The 15,185-nt window shown below is 39.0% G+C and carries 15 protein-coding genes; 4 read left to right on the forward strand and 11 right to left on the reverse strand.

The genetic code is table 11. The annotated features are described in order from the left end of the window. Positions 1-209: 209 nt before the first annotated feature. Genes A6J77_RS01270 through gndA form a run of 3 tightly spaced genes read right to left on the reverse strand, consistent with a single transcriptional unit; the run spans position 210 to position 3,919 of the window. Complete coding sequence (locus tag A6J77_RS01270) at positions 210-1,733, reverse strand: sensor histidine kinase (RefSeq protein WP_083067719.1); 1,524 nt, start codon at positions 1,731-1,733, stop codon at positions 210-212. Next, positions 1,733-2,440 carry a response regulator transcription factor gene (locus tag A6J77_RS01275; protein WP_003143523.1) on the reverse strand — a complete coding sequence of 236 codons (708 nt, stop codon included), beginning with the start codon at positions 2,438-2,440 and terminating at the stop codon, positions 1,733-1,735. The genes A6J77_RS01270 and A6J77_RS01275 overlap by 1 nt, the downstream gene beginning before the upstream one ends. 45 nt (positions 2,441-2,485) lie before the next feature. Continuing rightward, a complete protein-coding gene (gene gndA, locus A6J77_RS01280; RefSeq protein WP_083067720.1) occupies positions 2,486-3,919 on the reverse strand; it encodes an NADP-dependent phosphogluconate dehydrogenase in 1,434 nt (477 codons plus the stop codon). A 241-nt stretch (positions 3,920-4,160) separates the two neighbouring features. Here gndA and A6J77_RS01285 point away from each other — a divergent pair, with 241 nt between their 5' ends. Next, complete coding sequence (locus A6J77_RS01285) at positions 4,161-4,331, forward strand: MerR family transcriptional regulator (protein WP_227645091.1); 171 nt, start codon at positions 4,161-4,163, stop codon at positions 4,329-4,331. 73 nt (positions 4,332-4,404) lie between these two features. Here the strand turns inward: A6J77_RS01285 and A6J77_RS01290 are convergent, their stop codons facing one another. From A6J77_RS01290 to A6J77_RS01330, 8 genes are all read right to left on the reverse strand, one after another. Beyond that, positions 4,405-4,899 (reverse strand): peroxiredoxin, encoded by a 495-nt coding sequence (locus A6J77_RS01290; RefSeq protein ID WP_083067722.1) that lies wholly within the window; start codon positions 4,897-4,899, stop codon positions 4,405-4,407. A gap of 95 nt (positions 4,900-4,994) precedes the next feature. Beyond that, positions 4,995-6,212 (reverse strand): tRNA uracil 4-sulfurtransferase ThiI, encoded by a 1,218-nt coding sequence (thiI, locus tag A6J77_RS01295; protein WP_083067723.1) that lies wholly within the window; start codon positions 6,210-6,212, stop codon positions 4,995-4,997. A 13-nt stretch (positions 6,213-6,225) separates the two neighbouring features. Next, positions 6,226-7,371, reverse strand: coding sequence for a cysteine desulfurase family protein (locus A6J77_RS01300; protein ID WP_083070214.1), 1,146 nt, complete (start codon positions 7,369-7,371; stop codon positions 6,226-6,228). Positions 7,372-7,617: 246 nt separating this feature from the next. Next, positions 7,618-9,333: a septation ring formation regulator EzrA gene (locus A6J77_RS01310; RefSeq protein ID WP_083067724.1), complete on the reverse strand. Its 1,716-nt coding sequence runs from the start codon at positions 9,331-9,333 to the stop codon at positions 7,618-7,620. Between the two features lie 290 nt (positions 9,334-9,623). Beyond that, positions 9,624-10,235 carry a 30S ribosomal protein S4 gene (gene rpsD, locus A6J77_RS01315; RefSeq protein ID WP_083067725.1) on the reverse strand — a complete coding sequence of 204 codons (612 nt, stop codon included), beginning with the start codon at positions 10,233-10,235 and terminating at the stop codon, positions 9,624-9,626. A gap of 222 nt (positions 10,236-10,457) precedes the next feature. Beyond that, complete coding sequence (locus A6J77_RS01320; protein WP_083067726.1) at positions 10,458-11,147, reverse strand: 5'-methylthioadenosine/adenosylhomocysteine nucleosidase; 690 nt, start codon at positions 11,145-11,147, stop codon at positions 10,458-10,460. 40 nt (positions 11,148-11,187) lie between these two features. Continuing rightward, complete coding sequence (locus tag A6J77_RS01325) at positions 11,188-12,045, reverse strand: hypothetical protein (RefSeq protein WP_083067727.1); 858 nt, start codon at positions 12,043-12,045, stop codon at positions 11,188-11,190. A gap of 12 nt (positions 12,046-12,057) precedes the next feature. Beyond that, positions 12,058-12,603 carry an NUDIX hydrolase gene (locus A6J77_RS01330; RefSeq protein WP_083067728.1) on the reverse strand — a complete coding sequence of 182 codons (546 nt, stop codon included), beginning with the start codon at positions 12,601-12,603 and terminating at the stop codon, positions 12,058-12,060. 273 nt (positions 12,604-12,876) lie between these two features. Here A6J77_RS01330 and A6J77_RS01335 point away from each other — a divergent pair, with 273 nt between their 5' ends. The 3 genes from A6J77_RS01335 to A6J77_RS01345 all read left to right on the forward strand — a co-directional run bounded on the left by A6J77_RS01335 (position 12,877) and on the right by A6J77_RS01345 (position 15,078). After that, positions 12,877-13,512, forward strand: a complete 636-nt coding sequence (locus A6J77_RS01335) for a 5-bromo-4-chloroindolyl phosphate hydrolysis family protein (protein ID WP_083067729.1) — start codon at positions 12,877-12,879, stop codon at positions 13,510-13,512. A 12-nt stretch (positions 13,513-13,524) separates the two neighbouring features. Next, positions 13,525-14,730, forward strand: coding sequence for a toxic anion resistance protein (locus A6J77_RS01340; protein ID WP_083067730.1), 1,206 nt, complete (start codon positions 13,525-13,527; stop codon positions 14,728-14,730). Between the two features lie 102 nt (positions 14,731-14,832). Then, entirely contained in the window at positions 14,833-15,078 is a 246-nt protein-coding gene (locus tag A6J77_RS01345; protein WP_048726574.1) for a GlsB/YeaQ/YmgE family stress response membrane protein, read from the forward strand. The last annotated feature ends 107 nt before the right edge of the window (positions 15,079-15,185 follow it).

Genomic DNA, 15,185 nt, shown 5'->3' on the forward strand with positions numbered 1-15,185 from the left:
CTACCCTATTCAACCTCTTACAAACTGAGATAGCTGCCAATTTTTGACTATTAACTTCTTTGTCTCGCATGGAGTAGGGTAAACTTTTCTATTTCTGTCATATTTTCAATATTCTTATTCATCTTATAAACCTGCCTTTATATTTAAAATTAACTATGTAGAAAAACAGAAACCTCACACTAGTTAGCGTAAGATTTCTGTTAGCATGCTTATATTTGATTGTTCTCGTCATTTGTTGCTTCTTCTAACAACTGATCAATTCGTTCACGGTCAGCTGCTGAAATTTCGTCTAAGGTATTCAAGATTGGGAAGCGAACATGGAAAATAGAACCATTGCCCAGCTCACTCTCTACAAAGATAGAACCCTTGTACCCTTTGATTAATTCTTTAGCGATAGATAAACCTAGACCATTCCCTCCACGTTCACGCGACCGCGCCTTATCCACCCGGTAGAAGCGGTTAAAGATACGGTTTTGGTCTTTTTGAGACATCCCCTCACCGAAGTCTTGGATGGCAATTTCTATATAGTCAACGGCGTTGGTCGCAACAGAAATATGGATTTCTTGGCGATCAGTTGAATATTTGACAGCATTATCCAATAAAATAATCAGGATTTGTTCAAGATGGTTACGGTAAATCTGAATCTCGTAATTACGGCGCAAGTCATTTTCCAAGAAGAATTGGAAGTCTGGGTATAGTACCTTGAAGTTTTGGAAAACTTGATTGATTACTTCATTGATTAACGTCGTCTTATCATAATACTGTGTGTCAACCTGGCCTGCTCGAGATAAATCTAACATCTCTTGTACGAGGACTTTCATCCGTTCTAGCTCATTTACAGAGGCTGACAGCGACTCTTCAAGAATCTCTGGATCATCCTTACCCCAACGGTTTAACATGTTTAAATGGCCTTCAATGATGGCTACTGGTGTCCGTAGTTCATGAGAAACATCTTCTACAAAATGAATTTGTTGGTCAATATACTCACTCGTTTGATCAAGCATCTGGTTGATACTTTCAGAAATTTCAGTAATTTCACCGCGGTATTCTGTTACGTTCAAACGGCGGTCAGCAATATTATCTGCAGTGATGTTCTTTAAGAACCGTTTCATCTTTTGAATCGGTTGAATAAAGAAATAAGCTACACCAAGACCAGCGACAACGGCGATGATTAGATTAACCCCCGCCATAATGATTAATTCAGTCCGTTTATCAGACAATTGATCAGCGACTGATTGGTAATCAAAGGTCGCAATATAATAACCAATTTGGTCAGAACCATCATATAGTAATTGATACGTCAGGAAGTCGCCAGTTTCATCCGATCTCGTTCGGCCTGTCGTTCTACTAGTTGAGAAACTATCTACAGTAGTCCCTGAATTATAAACCAGGTTACCATTTTCATTATAGACTTGAATTTTCACGTTATGTTCATTTAGATAATCTTCTAAAGAAATATTTTCAATGGCAATGCGTGATTGGAATCCTTCACGCACTTCTGAAGCTGGGCGTGATGCTAAGGAATTTAAGTAGGTTTGTAAATAAGTGTCAATTTGTGTAACCTCAGCCACATAGTCTTCTTCTAGCGCTTGTTGTTCTTGAATATTTGAAATGATGGGGCTCACACTCAAGGCCAACCAAAACAAGCTAGATAAAACTAAGCCCCACTTCCAAATTAATGAAAATGGGTGCTGCAGTTTTGTTTTAAAATCATTTAAAACGCTATTAAACATTATTCTGGGGTCCTCATTACATAGCCCGTACCACGTACAGTTTGAATGTAACCTGGTTGACCATCCACATCGATTTTATTTCGTAAGTAACGAATATAAACATCTACAACGTTGGTTTCAACTTCAGTTGTATAGCCCCATACTTTATTTAATAATTCTGTACGAGGTAATACTACGTTAACGTTCTCCATTAACATCACCAATAACTCGTACTCACGTTTTGTTAAATCGATAATCTCCTCGCCACGGCGAACGATGCGATTTTCTTTTTCAACAGAAAGGTCACGGAAAGTTACTTTCGTTTGTTTTCTGTGTTGTTGTTCTTCTTCTATATCAATACGACGAAGTAATGCACGAATACGTGCCAATAATTCTTCAATCGCAAATGGCTTAACGATATAGTCATCGGCACCGTGGTCAAAACCTGATACACGGTCAATAACTGAATCTCTAGCCGTCATGATGATAATCGGCACGTCTGAAGTTGGTCGTAAACGACGACACACTTCAATCCCGTTAATCTCTGGCAACATTAAATCTAACAAGATTAAGTCCCAGTTGCCTTCTTGGGCTTTCTCAAGCCCAATACGACCATCCTTAGCAAGTTCTGTTTCATAGCCCTCATGTTTAAGTTCTAATTCAACAAAACGGGCTAAGTTTTTTTCATCTTCAACGATTAAGATGCGTTTTGCTTTTTCTTCACTCATAATTTCACCCTATTTTCCTGCACAAATTCATGGGCAAGCCCAAAATTAAGCATCGATTTGTTCTTCTTTATCCCATAATAAGTGATAAGAACCTTCAGCATCAACACGTTCATAAGTATGCGCACCAAAGTAGTCACGTTGCGCTTGAATGATGTTCGCTGGTAAAGTTTCTGAACGGTAGCTATCGTAGTAAGACAAGGCAGATGTGAAACCAGGTACAGGTATACCAGATTTAATTGCTTCTGCTGCTACTTCACGAGTTGCTTGTTGGTAATCTTTAGCAATATCCATAAAGTATTCATCTAATAAGATGTTTTCTAAGTCAGCGTTGTTTTCGTAAGCGTCCATGATTTTTTCTAGGAAGCCTGCACGGATGATACATCCAGCACGGAAAATAGCTGCGATTTCTTTATAGTTCAAGTTCCAATCATATTCTTCTGATGCTGTACGGTATTGGTAGAAACCTTGCGCGTAAGACATGATTTTAGAGAAGTATAAAGCTTTACGAATTTTTTCAACGAAGTCGTTTTTATCGCCTTCGAATGCTGTATTTTCTGGACCAGCTAACACTTTAGAAGCGCGGACACGTTGGTCTTTCAATGCTGAAATGTAACGTGCGTAAACTGATTCAGTAATTGTTTGTAATGGTACACCAACATCTAATGCTGATTGAGAAGTCCATTTACCAGTACCTTTGTTACCTGCACGATCCAAGATCACGTCAACCATTGGTTTACCTGTTTCTGGATCATGTTTTGTTAAGATATCAGCTGTAATTTCGATTAGGAAACTGTCTAATTCACCAGTGTTCCAATCGGCAAAATGATCAGCGATTTCTGTTACAGGTAAGTCTAAATGACGACGTAATAAATCGTATGTTTCAGCAATTAATTGCATGTCACCGTATTCGATACCGTTGTGAACCATTTTAACGTAGTGACCAGCACCGTTAGGGCCGATGTAAGTTACACATGGTTCGCCATCACTAGGCGCTTTAGCTGCGATTTGTTTTAAGATTGGTTCAACAATATCGTAAGCTTCTTTAGGACCACCTGGCATCAAGCTAGGGCCTTTAAGCGCGCCTTCTTCACCACCAGAAACACCCATACCAATGAAGTGGATACCAGAACCGTCAATTTCGGTAGAACGACGAATTGTATCTTGGAAGAATGTGTTTCCACCATCAATAATAACATCGTCCTTTTCTAATAATGGCATTAATTGACTGATTGTTGCATCTGTCGCTTTACCTGCTTGTACCATTAATAAGATACGGCGAGGTTTTTCTAATGAATTTACAAACTCTTCCATAGTCTCAGTAAAAACTAAGTTTTTATCTGAATTTTCATCTACAACAGCTTTTGCTTTGCTGGTAGTACGGTTAAATACAGCCACCGTATATCCATGGCTTTCGATATTCAACGCTAAGTTCTTGCCCATTACGGCCATTCCGACAACACCAATATGTGCTTCAGTCATTTATTTTCCTCCTTAAGGTAACAACTTGATGATAAAACCTTTTCATATAGTATCAAATAATCTCATAATTTAAAAGTATCTCATCATAATCATAGTAAATTTAACGCTTATTTTTAGCGCTTATTCATAATTCACTTCTTATTATACCACTATCTTGAAAAATTTCATTTAGAAGATACCGGAAGAAAGCAATATCCTTTTGTGTTATAATGGTCGAGAATTAAAAATGAGGAGTATTGATATGCGTAAAAGTCCAAAGAAACACACACCAGAAAAACGTGGCTTCGATAAAATGTACAATAAAAAAGGCAAGAAAACCGGTAAAATCTTTACTTGGATCATGTTAATCTTGATTCTATCATCAGTAGTCCTGTCTTTAGGATTTGCCTTATATAGCTATTTCGGTATGTAAGAATGTGAATATAATAGTTAAAGGAGGTATGACAAAAGCGTCACACCTCCTTTTTTTTACTATCTATTTTTACTTACGCTAATGAGTCAACTACTTGAATAGCACTTTCGTAATCTGGTTCGTTTGTTACTTCATTAACAATTTCTTTGTAAACAACATTACCTTCATTATCGATAACAAACATCGCACGTGCTAATTGACCTAATTCTGGTAAGAAAATACCGTAGTCTTTACCGAATGCTGCTGCATCGTTTAACATACGCATATCTGAATCATTTTCAGCTTTCCAGTTAGATAAAGATTCGTCAGTATTCATAGATATTGTTGCAACTTCTACGCCCTCACCAGCTTGTTGAGCATAGTCGCTGATGCGGTTTGATTGGATAGAACATACAGATGAGTCAATATCTGGTACAACGGATAATAAAAGTACCTTGCCAGCAAAGTCTGCTTTACTTACTTTGCCACCATTTACTTCATTCACCTCAAAATCAGGTGCCACTTGGTTTACTTCTACCGGAGTACCTTCTAATTCTACAACTTCGCCTTTAAATGTAACAGTTGCCATAATGTTAATTCCTCCTTTGATTGATTAGCTTAAGTCTATCAATAGTATAACAATAACTTTAATAAGAACTCAATTCAAAAGGGTTAGCTCTTTCATTATAATAAGTCGCTGAAGGCTTCCAAATCTTCCTTGCTACGTGAACCAGGCATAATTTTCTCTCCCATAGCTCCTTCAACAGCCCGTTGTACCAAACCTTCGATATCTAATTTCGCTTCGTAGTAGGCAATATCATCTAATTTTGGCTTGGTTTTAGGTGATGGTGGTGCAAAGACAGTACAGCAGTCTTCAAATGGTTGAATAGATAAATCAAAGGTATCGATTTTTTGTGAGATATCAATGATTTCCAACTTATCCATTGCTACAACTGGACGAATAATCGGTGTCGACGTCACTTCATTAATGGCAAACATTGATTCCAGTGTTTGTGACGCCACTTGGCCAATCGATTCACCGTTTATAATCGCTAAGCCATTGTATTGTTTTCGCAATTCATCTGAAATGCGCATCATCATCCGGCGGGTAATGGTCATTAAATAAGCTGGGTTCACATGCTCTTTAATGGCTTCCTGGGTTTCCGTAAATGGCACTTCCACAAAGTTAATCCAGCCACCAAATTTCGTCAGTTTTTCCGTTAAGTCCTTCGCTTTATTCAAGGCTTGTGGACTAGTGTATGGTGGTGAGGCAAAATGGACAGCCGTAATCCGAATCCCACGTTTCATGGCTAAGTATCCAGCTACCGGTGAATCAATTCCACCTGATAACATCAATACTGCATTTGCAGATGTCCCTACTGGTAATCCGCCTGCCCCGTTAATCCATTCTGACGATACCAAGAAATCTTGTTCGCGCACTTTGACACGAATGGTTAAATCTGGTTTCTTCATTTGAACTTTTAATTCAGGGAATTCTTCTGCCAAAAAGCCACCCAAGGCTTGGTTGATATCATTTGTATCCATTGAATAGTTGTGGTCTGAACGCGATGTAGCCACTTTAAAAGATTGGACGCCATTTTTAGCGATTTCAGCCTTCACCAATTTAACAGCTGCTTCTTTTAACAAGTCGAAATCGCGTTCTAATTCAATCGCTGGTGAGAAACTTTGAACACCAAATACCTTTTCCAAACCAGCAAGAACCTCATCTTGAGGCGCCCCATTTAATTCTATAAACATAAAGTCATATTGTTGGTTGATTTTAATGTCTGGGTATTCACTTAAAGCTTCGCGGATATTTCGGCCTAGGGTTGTCACGAAGTTACGCTTGTTCTTACCCTTCGTCGATAATTCACCGTAGCGAATCATAATTAATTCTTTCATATTACCTCCCGTATTATTGAATGCGTTCAAATTTCTTCATTAGTTTCGAATATACATCGATAAATTGGTCCACTTCAGTCATGGTATTGTCTTTCCCAAAACTTAAACGAATGGCTTGTTTAGCCCAAACTGGATCCACCTTCATCGCCCCAAGTGTAGACGAGCTATTGTTGACGGCACGACTTGAGCAGGCACTAGTTGTAGATACGATGATATCCTCGTCTTCCAAGGCATGAACCATCACTTCCCCGCGGACGCCTTTTAAGGCGAAACATAGGATATGTGGCGCTGCATCTTCAGGACTAAAGACTTGGACAAGGTCTCTATGGTCGGCCAAAAAAGCACGCAATTTCTCTTGCATAGCAGTCTCTTTGTCCTTCACATCCTTGGCTTCAGCTAGCGCCATCCGAAGGGCTTTTGCAGTCGCTGCAATCCCCGCTAAGTTTTCAGTCGTTGACCTTTGCCCCATTTCTTGGCCACCCCCATCAAGCAAATGACTAATCACACGGTTTTGGTTCTTATATAAAATACCGATACCACGAGGGCCGTTAAACTTGTGGGCTGAAAAACTCATCAAGTCAACACGGTCATGGATTAATGGTTTTTCAAAAGTCCCGACACTTTGCACACCATCAACATGGTAATGGATGGTCGGATATTTTTCTAACAAATCACCAATTTCAGCAATCGGTTGAATAGCACCAATCTCATTATTGACCGCCATTACAGATACTAAAATCGTCGTCTCTTTGATTGCCGCAGCCACATCTTCAACATGGACTTTCCCTGATTTATCAGCCGGCAGATAGGTAATCTCATAGCCATTTTGACTCAAGTTTTCAATGGTATTGCGGACAGATGGGTGTTCCACACTTGAAACGATAATGTGGTTACCGTGGTATTTCACCTTTTCCATCGCGGTTCCTTTGATGGCCCAGTTATTCGACTCCGTACCACCTGAAGTGAAGAAGATTTCCGGTGATTGCGCACCTAGCAAGTCGGCAATTTGTTTACGCGCTGAATTTAACAGTTTCGCTGATTCAGTCCCCAACTTATGCAAACTAGACGGGTTACCGTAATATGTTTGCATGACTTGTGTCATTGTTTGTAGTGCTTCCGGCGCAATTTTCGTGGTTGCGCTGTTATCAAAATAGATCATTTCTGACATGGTTGTTCCTTCCTTTTTCCCTTTTCAACTCTTAACATATTAGAGCCATGTATCACAAATTGCAAGTAGCTAGCCCCAAAGTAACCAACCTTTATCTGACAGCTTCCATCTGAAAAATAAATACCCGCTAATTAGACTGGATTCTTCCTTTTCCAAGCTAAAACTTATAGTTGAGAAATAGCTACTATTGACTAAAAACAGCAAAAGACCGAGCACATGTCTCGGTCCTTTCTGAAATTAGCCTACTTGATTTTCTTTGTCATACTGCTGAATGATTTCTTGTCTTGCACCAGGTTGAATTTGGTCAACCGCTCGGGCAATATTTTCAAAGGCATCTTCGTATAAGAATTCTTTATCAAATAAATAATATGACCGTTCTATTACCGCGTTCAACTCTGGATGTTTTGGGCGGTAACGGTTCGCGTATTGAATCGCTGACTCTGTTAATTGGGCAGCGCGGACTTGTTTTTCAGTTTCCTCATCCAAGTATTCAATCGCCTTAGCAATTTGATCGGTTAGATTTTCAATTTCAACCATGTCTAATTTCACACGGTTTAATGATTCTGATAACTGATCAATGCGGTCGCTTGTATCAAAGAAGTAATCTAGGTACTCATTAGTTAAGCCTGGTAAATGATGAATTTCTACTGAACGCTTGATGTTACGTAAATCAAGTTCGAACATGTATAAGTCATCACGGGCATCACGTTCTCTTTGACGTAGGTTAGCCAAAGCCACAACAATAGCTGATTGGCCTTTGTCAATTTCAGTTAATTGGTCATAGATTTCACGGTAACGTGTTTCCATATCTGAATAAGCAATTTGGTGTTCGGCTAATTGGTCATCTGTTGTTTTCAACACATCTTTTTGTCGTTCAATTTGGTCAGCGTATTCTTGCATTTTACCCATTTCATTGTCATATAATAGGTAATTCTGCGCTACACGGTCAATTTCTAATGCCCCATATCGGTTGCTTTGCGTTACTTGTTCCAAACGGCGTTGAACAGCACCTTGATTTTTCCCGATATACTCTCTTGAAGCAATTTCTTTCTCCATCAAAGTATAGGTTTGGTCGATCTGCACCCCAGCAGCTTCCATTAATTCAGAAGCTTGGGTCAAGTCAGCATCTGACAAAGCCTTTTTAGCTTCGGCCACTTTCTTTTCAGCGACAGAAATTTCTTTTGGAATATCAACATCCATTGGGAATTGGAAGTTTTCATCTACCATATGTGCAAAACCTTGTTGCATATCAGCCACTTGTTCCACATATTCTTCGTTTAATTTAGTATACAAATCTGGAATCATTTCCATCATCTGTTCTAATTCGTTTAAGTCAGCATCGATTTGTACCAGTGCTTCTTGGGCACCAATGAAATCACCATCATTCATTTGCTGGTGATACTTAGTGAAATCAAGTTCGATATAAGCTAAATGGTGCTCTAAAGTTTCTAGGGCATCGCCAAATTTATAGCCGTGTGCCAGCAATTGTTTACGTAAGGCTGCGTAGCGCTCGTAAGTTTCTTCATGCTTGTCTTCAGACGCTTTTTCACTGGCTAATATTTCAGTTAAACGGTCGTTGATGCCATTCACTTCATCCTTCGTTTCTTCTAGGATGGTTTCTACTTCGTCAGCAACACTTCTTGCTTTAACGATGTTGTATTTATCCGTGTAATCTTGGGCAGAAACTAATGCTGCCTCGATCTCTGGTAAACGAAAACGAGTGATGGTTTGCCACTTGGCTTGTTCACTCTCGTATACTCTACGCGTTGCTCCCGAAACATTCTTATTGCGCAGTGTATATAGTTTGTCCGCTACCGGAGTAGACATGATCTCTTGTTTTTGTTCATCTAATTCAATATTGGCTTGAGTTTGTTTACGTCCTAAATAATAAATCAGTCCGTAACCAAGTAATACCAATATAATTAAGATTAACAATGCTATTAAAAACGGCACACGCACGCCTCCTTCTATCCGTTGATATTTTATAAAAATTTCTAAAGGTTATTTAACCCCTATATTATCATAATTTAAGCAAAAAAAATATGCGTTATATTAAAATTGCATTTCAAATCAATCGATTGAACAGTTTCTTGCTGAAACCCTTTTCCCAAAATACAATTTATCTGGCAAATTGACGTTCTCCGTTTCAATCTAACCATCTTTCTGGTCCGTATCCATCCCCACAGTAAATAAAAAAAAGCCGGAACAAAGTCCCGACCTTTTCGCTAACAAGTCATCTAAAATTAGATTAATTTGTTGTAGTATTCAACGACTAGTGATTCGTCGATTTCTTGGTTCATTTCGTCACGTTGTGGTAAACGAATTAATGAACCTTCTAATTTTTCAGCATCGAATTGTACGTAAGGTACGTGACCGTATAAGCCTTCAACTGCTTCTTTAATTACTTTAACGTCTTTAGATTTTTCACGTACAGAGATTACTTGACCTGGTTGAACGCGGAATGATGGGATATCAACACGTTTACCGTCTACAGTAATGTGACCGTGGTTTACTAATTGACGAGCTTGACGACGAGTAGTCGCTAAACCTAAACGGTAAACTACGTTATCTAAACGTTGTTCTAGTAAGATCATGAAGTTAACACCATGTTTACCTTCTTTGATTTTACCAGCTTGAACGAATAAGTTAGCAAATTGCTTTTCGTTCATGCCGTAGATGAAACGTAATTTTTGTTTTTCTTGTAATTGTAAGCCGTATTCAGATATTTTAGCACGACGACCATTACCATGTTCACCTGGTGCGTATGGACGACGAGCGATTTCTTTACCAGTACCTGAGATTGAGATACCTAAACGACGAGAAACTTTCCAGTTAGATCCTGTAAAACGAGACATTATATATTCCTCCATAAAAATAAAATTTTGGAGTAAAATAACCTTTTAAATTGACCGCATTCGTGCATTTCACCTTAGCGCTTTCGTCTTCTGCAGCCGCAGACTACTTGGCTTACTGACGGTTGTCAGTGGTTGAAATGTTGACGAGCTTGCTTCAATTTTGCTGCATTATTTTACACGCATTCCATCTTACCATTATTCTTAACTTTCGTCAATGATAACTTAATTTACATGTTTTAAATAGTCCAGCGTCACCTTAGCGGCGTTTTGCCCTGCCGTCACCACAAATTCATCGAAGACCACATTAGCGTCTTGTTGAGCGGTATCAGAAATCGCTCGAATAACAATACAATCAATACCAAACTGGTTGGCTACTTGCGCAACAGCAGCCCCTTCCATCTCAGCACATTGCGCCCCTCTAAATGTCTGATATAAATCATTCACTTTATCAGTATCGGCAATAAATTGGTCTCCTGTTAAAATCAATCCGGTTGTCGCATTTAAGTCTGTTTCATGATAAGCATCTAAGAAGCCTTGAATTAAGTTTTCTGGCGCCTTATAACGGGCTGGCATTGTAGGAACTTGTCCTAATTCATACCCGAATGCACGGGCATCCGCATCATGGTACATCGTCGCTTCTCCTATGACAATATCCCCAATTTGACGGTCTGGTGCAAGGGCCCCAGCTGATCCAGTATTGATGATTAAATCTGGATTCGTTTGGGCAACGAGTGTTGTCGCGATTGCGGCGTTAACTTTCCCAATCCCGCAACGGGCTACAATGATTTCGTGCCTTTCGTATGATGTTGTCCATACTTCTGTTGACCCAACAACTTCACTAGCACTTAGGCCTAGGTGTTCTTTATAGTAACCAATTTCTTCTTCCATTGGGCAAATAATTGCTACTTTCATCTATTATATACTCTCCTCAATTTAAATTGATTTAATTTAATTACACATAAAAAGCGATAATGGTCAAAATGATAATCCCTAGGGTTAACAGGACAATTGCGATATTTAGGAAACGATCAATTTTAGTTGGCCCAAAAAAGGTCTTACCTTTACTTGATTCTATGTCCGCTTGTTTACCCTCCGCATCCACTTGACCTGAATTTTGTCCAAACTGATTTGCCTTATCCGGATTTGCTTCAGCATTTACTGTACCAACAAAAGCTTGTTGTGATTGGTCAATTTCTTCATTATCGTCTACTAATGTTTCGTCATCTCTTTCAGCCACTACTTCTTCCTTAGAAGGGCCAAAAAGGCGTTCTCTAAATGATAGCCGCTTTTTATTTTCCTTAGTAGTCTCTTCTACTGAAGGTTCTTCCGCAAGCTGCGTCGACGTTCTAGCAGTTGTCACCACATGGTCGTCCTGGTTGGTCCATTCACCCTGACCAGCAGAATTGCGGTCGGTTCGTCTTTGGCTTGTCGTAGAAGAATTTGGCGTTATTCTATTCGTATTTGGTCGTTCTGGTCTAGATGCCCGGTCAGATTGACGAGCTTTTGCTTCTTGACTTTTCTTTTCATAAAGAGCTTGGTTCACCATATCCGCAGAAAATTTTCTTGGCGCATCGAAGTCTTCATCACGTTTAAAGACCTGAGTATTAGCAACAGTTACATCCCGATTAAAGGTTGCTAATTTTTTGTGACGTGCATCCCGGGCCGTATCATATGTCGTTGAGTGAGATGGTTGCTTGCTTTCTTGAATTTCGTCAGCTACTTCACTACCCGTCTTGTCAGCGTGGTCAATTTTATTTTTCAAGGCCCGGTACTGGGCCCGCGTTAATTGTGGTTCTTCATCTGGCGTCATATATGTCACCTACTATCCTTGTAATGTTAAAATTTGCCAATATTGAATGGCGTAAATAGTCTTCATATCGGAAATCTCTCCTGAGGCAATGGCTGCTTTCGCTTGGCCAAAGTCCAGGTATACGAGTTCGATATTTTCATCGTCGTCTTGTGCGGGCGGTGCTGGTAAGTCAGTAACATTTTGGCAGACATACATTTGAATGAATTCATCATTATAACCTGGTGTCACATAGAAGCCGTCTAGTTGCTGCCAATTTTCACCAGCCATCCCTGTTTCTTCCGCAAATTCTCGTTTAGCGGCCACCAATAAATCTTCATTAGGATCGACTAATCCAGCTGGCACCTCTAAACTAACTGCTTCAATTCCTTTTCTATACTGACGAACTAATACGATTTTATCGTCTCGTAAGGCGAAAATACCGACTGCCGGTCCGTGGAAAATGAGTTCACGATCTGCAAGTTCACCATTTTGCAAACGGACTTGATGCTTCTCTAAGTTTAGAATCTTTCCTTCGTATAAGGTTTCTTTCTTAATTGTTTTTTCACCAAATGTCATCATGGTCAACCTTTCTTAAACAGTATATTTGTACTTTACTTTTATATGTATATTTACTACGATTATACAAGTAATTTTGTTGGCTACTCCACTTCATTTTAGCATTTTTATCTAAAGTATGGGCTAGAAGGCGAAATTTTAGGGATTTATTTACCTTTTCAACTTGCTTCTATTGTATAAAAATAAGCTATCATTTTTAAATAAGACTAGAGGCCGATGTTGATTGACCACTTGTCCCCTATAATAAAGGTAAATCAATCAAAGGAGTGACTAAACATGAATCGCCCACTTCAATATATCGCAAAAATTGGTCAATATCCCTTTTACTGGCCGATGAACGTGACGATCATTTTTCTATTGTTTATATTTGGTGCCCCCTACTATCAAATTGCCTTCTGGGTGTCGGCGCTGTCTTTCTTAGTCTTTGTAATCAATAATATTTACACAGCCAATATTGCTAACCACCAAAGCAACCGTGAAAAATATAAACCTGGACGGGTGCCCAAATCAAAAAAGGCCATCTATGAGAAAGCTAACTTAACCGATCAAGAGATTCATTTTTTCAGGTCCGAAATGGCTGAAGCCTTGGATAATATTGAAACGATTTTAGGATATGAAAACTACAATACCCATTTAAATATGGTGTTCAAACGATATGATACAAGCAAAGTTTTAAAGAGTTATTTCCAAGCCATTACCCAAGCCCCTGATCGTTTAAACCAGGCTACCAACTTCTTATATCATGTCTTGCCGAATTTAAAGGCCGCACTTGAACAATATACGGCCATTAATCAAGCAATGGATAAATCGGCACGAAAAATTCAAAAGTTGACTAGTTTACGTGAGGAAATTGCTGACTTAGCCCACCAAGCGCAAAGTTCATTCGAAAGCTTCACTAATGACCCTGAGTAAAGGAGAACAATGATGACAGAAGACAAAAACCAATCATTAAACAAGCAATCGGATAATATTTCTAAATCAGTGGATGATTTAATCGCCAACCCCTTCCAAGATGCGACTTTAGCCAATTCGCCCTTAGAAGACTTGGCCAATACCGATGAAGAAACGGGAATGGAACAGACCATCTACCAACAATTATCTAAAGACCGTCAAGACCAGGCTCAGGCCTTATCTGAAAAAATTGACGCAAGCGATAGCCAATCCATCGTTTCATATGGTGCCATGGCCCAAAAACAAATCGGTGATTTCTCACACCAAATCATCGCTCAAGTACAAAACCAAGACCTTGACGTTGTCGGCGAACAGTTGCGTGAATTATTAGGTCGCTTGAATGATACTGATCCAAGCCAATTAACCAATCAAAAGCAGAACCGCATTCAACGATGGTTTAAGAAACAAAAGGCCTCTCTATATGAAATGAACGCTAAATATCAAAAAGTTGGCTACCAAATTGATGAAATTGCTGGCCACTTAACCCGTCAAAAGAATGGTTTATTAAATGACAATCTGCAGCTGGATAGTTTATACCAACAAAACTTAGAATTCTTCGAAGCCTTAAATGTCTATATCGCTGCTGCTCAAATTAAAGTAGAACGACTACGTCAAGAAGAATTACCTGCCTTAAAGAGTCAGGTAACCAGTGAACATGACCAAATGACTATCCAAAAAATTGCCGACTTAGAGCAATTTATTAACCGACTTGAGAAACGGATTTACGACTTAGAGTTAACACGCGAAATTACTATTCAACAAGCGCCACAAATTCGTTTAATTCAAAATGCCAACCAAAACTTGGCTGAGAAAATTCAATCATCTATTTATACAGCCATTCCTTTATGGAAAAACCAAATTGCTATCCAATTATCCCTATACCGTCAAAAAGATGCTTTGGATGCCCAAATCGCTGTGACAGATACCACTAACCAATTATTAATAGAAAACTCTGAATTGTTGAAACAATCATCACTTGAAACAGCAAGACAGTCTGAACGTGGTGTGGTAGATATTGAAACCTTGAAACACTCACAACAAAACTTGATTGATACCATTACTGAAACCATGCAAATTCAAGAAGAAGGACGGGCTAAACGTCTGCAAGCTGAACGTGAAATGGTACAAATGGAAAAAGAATTAAAACATCATTTACTTAATGGTAGTCAAAAAAAATAAAATGAACATTTTAAAGTGTTTTCATTTCATCTGATTTAGCCCATATGTTATACTATATATATGGACAAAACGTCCAATACAAAATGAAATGGAGGAATTATCATGGGCTGGTTATGGTCTTTAATCGTCGGTGGACTTATTGGTTGGGGTGCAGGTGCAATCCTAGGTAAAGATGTCCCAGGTGGCGTTATCGGTAACATTATCTGTGGTATGTTAGGTTCGTGGGTAGGATCTACTTTCTTACAAGACTTTGGTCCTGTAATTGGTGGATACGCAGTGATCCCTTCACTAATCGGAGCTATCGTATTAATCTTAGTATTAAACTTTGTCTTAAAACGTTTAAACTAGTTTAACTATACAATCAATTAAGGGCGCTGAATCAAACGGTTCAGTGTCCTTTTTTTATACCCTATTTTCAACAATCCTCTGACCCATTTGACGAGGAAGTCAAAAGC

The sequence above is a fragment of the Aerococcus viridans genome, from assembly GCF_002083135.2.
Lineage (GTDB): Bacteria > Bacillota > Bacilli > Lactobacillales > Aerococcaceae > Aerococcus > Aerococcus viridans_C.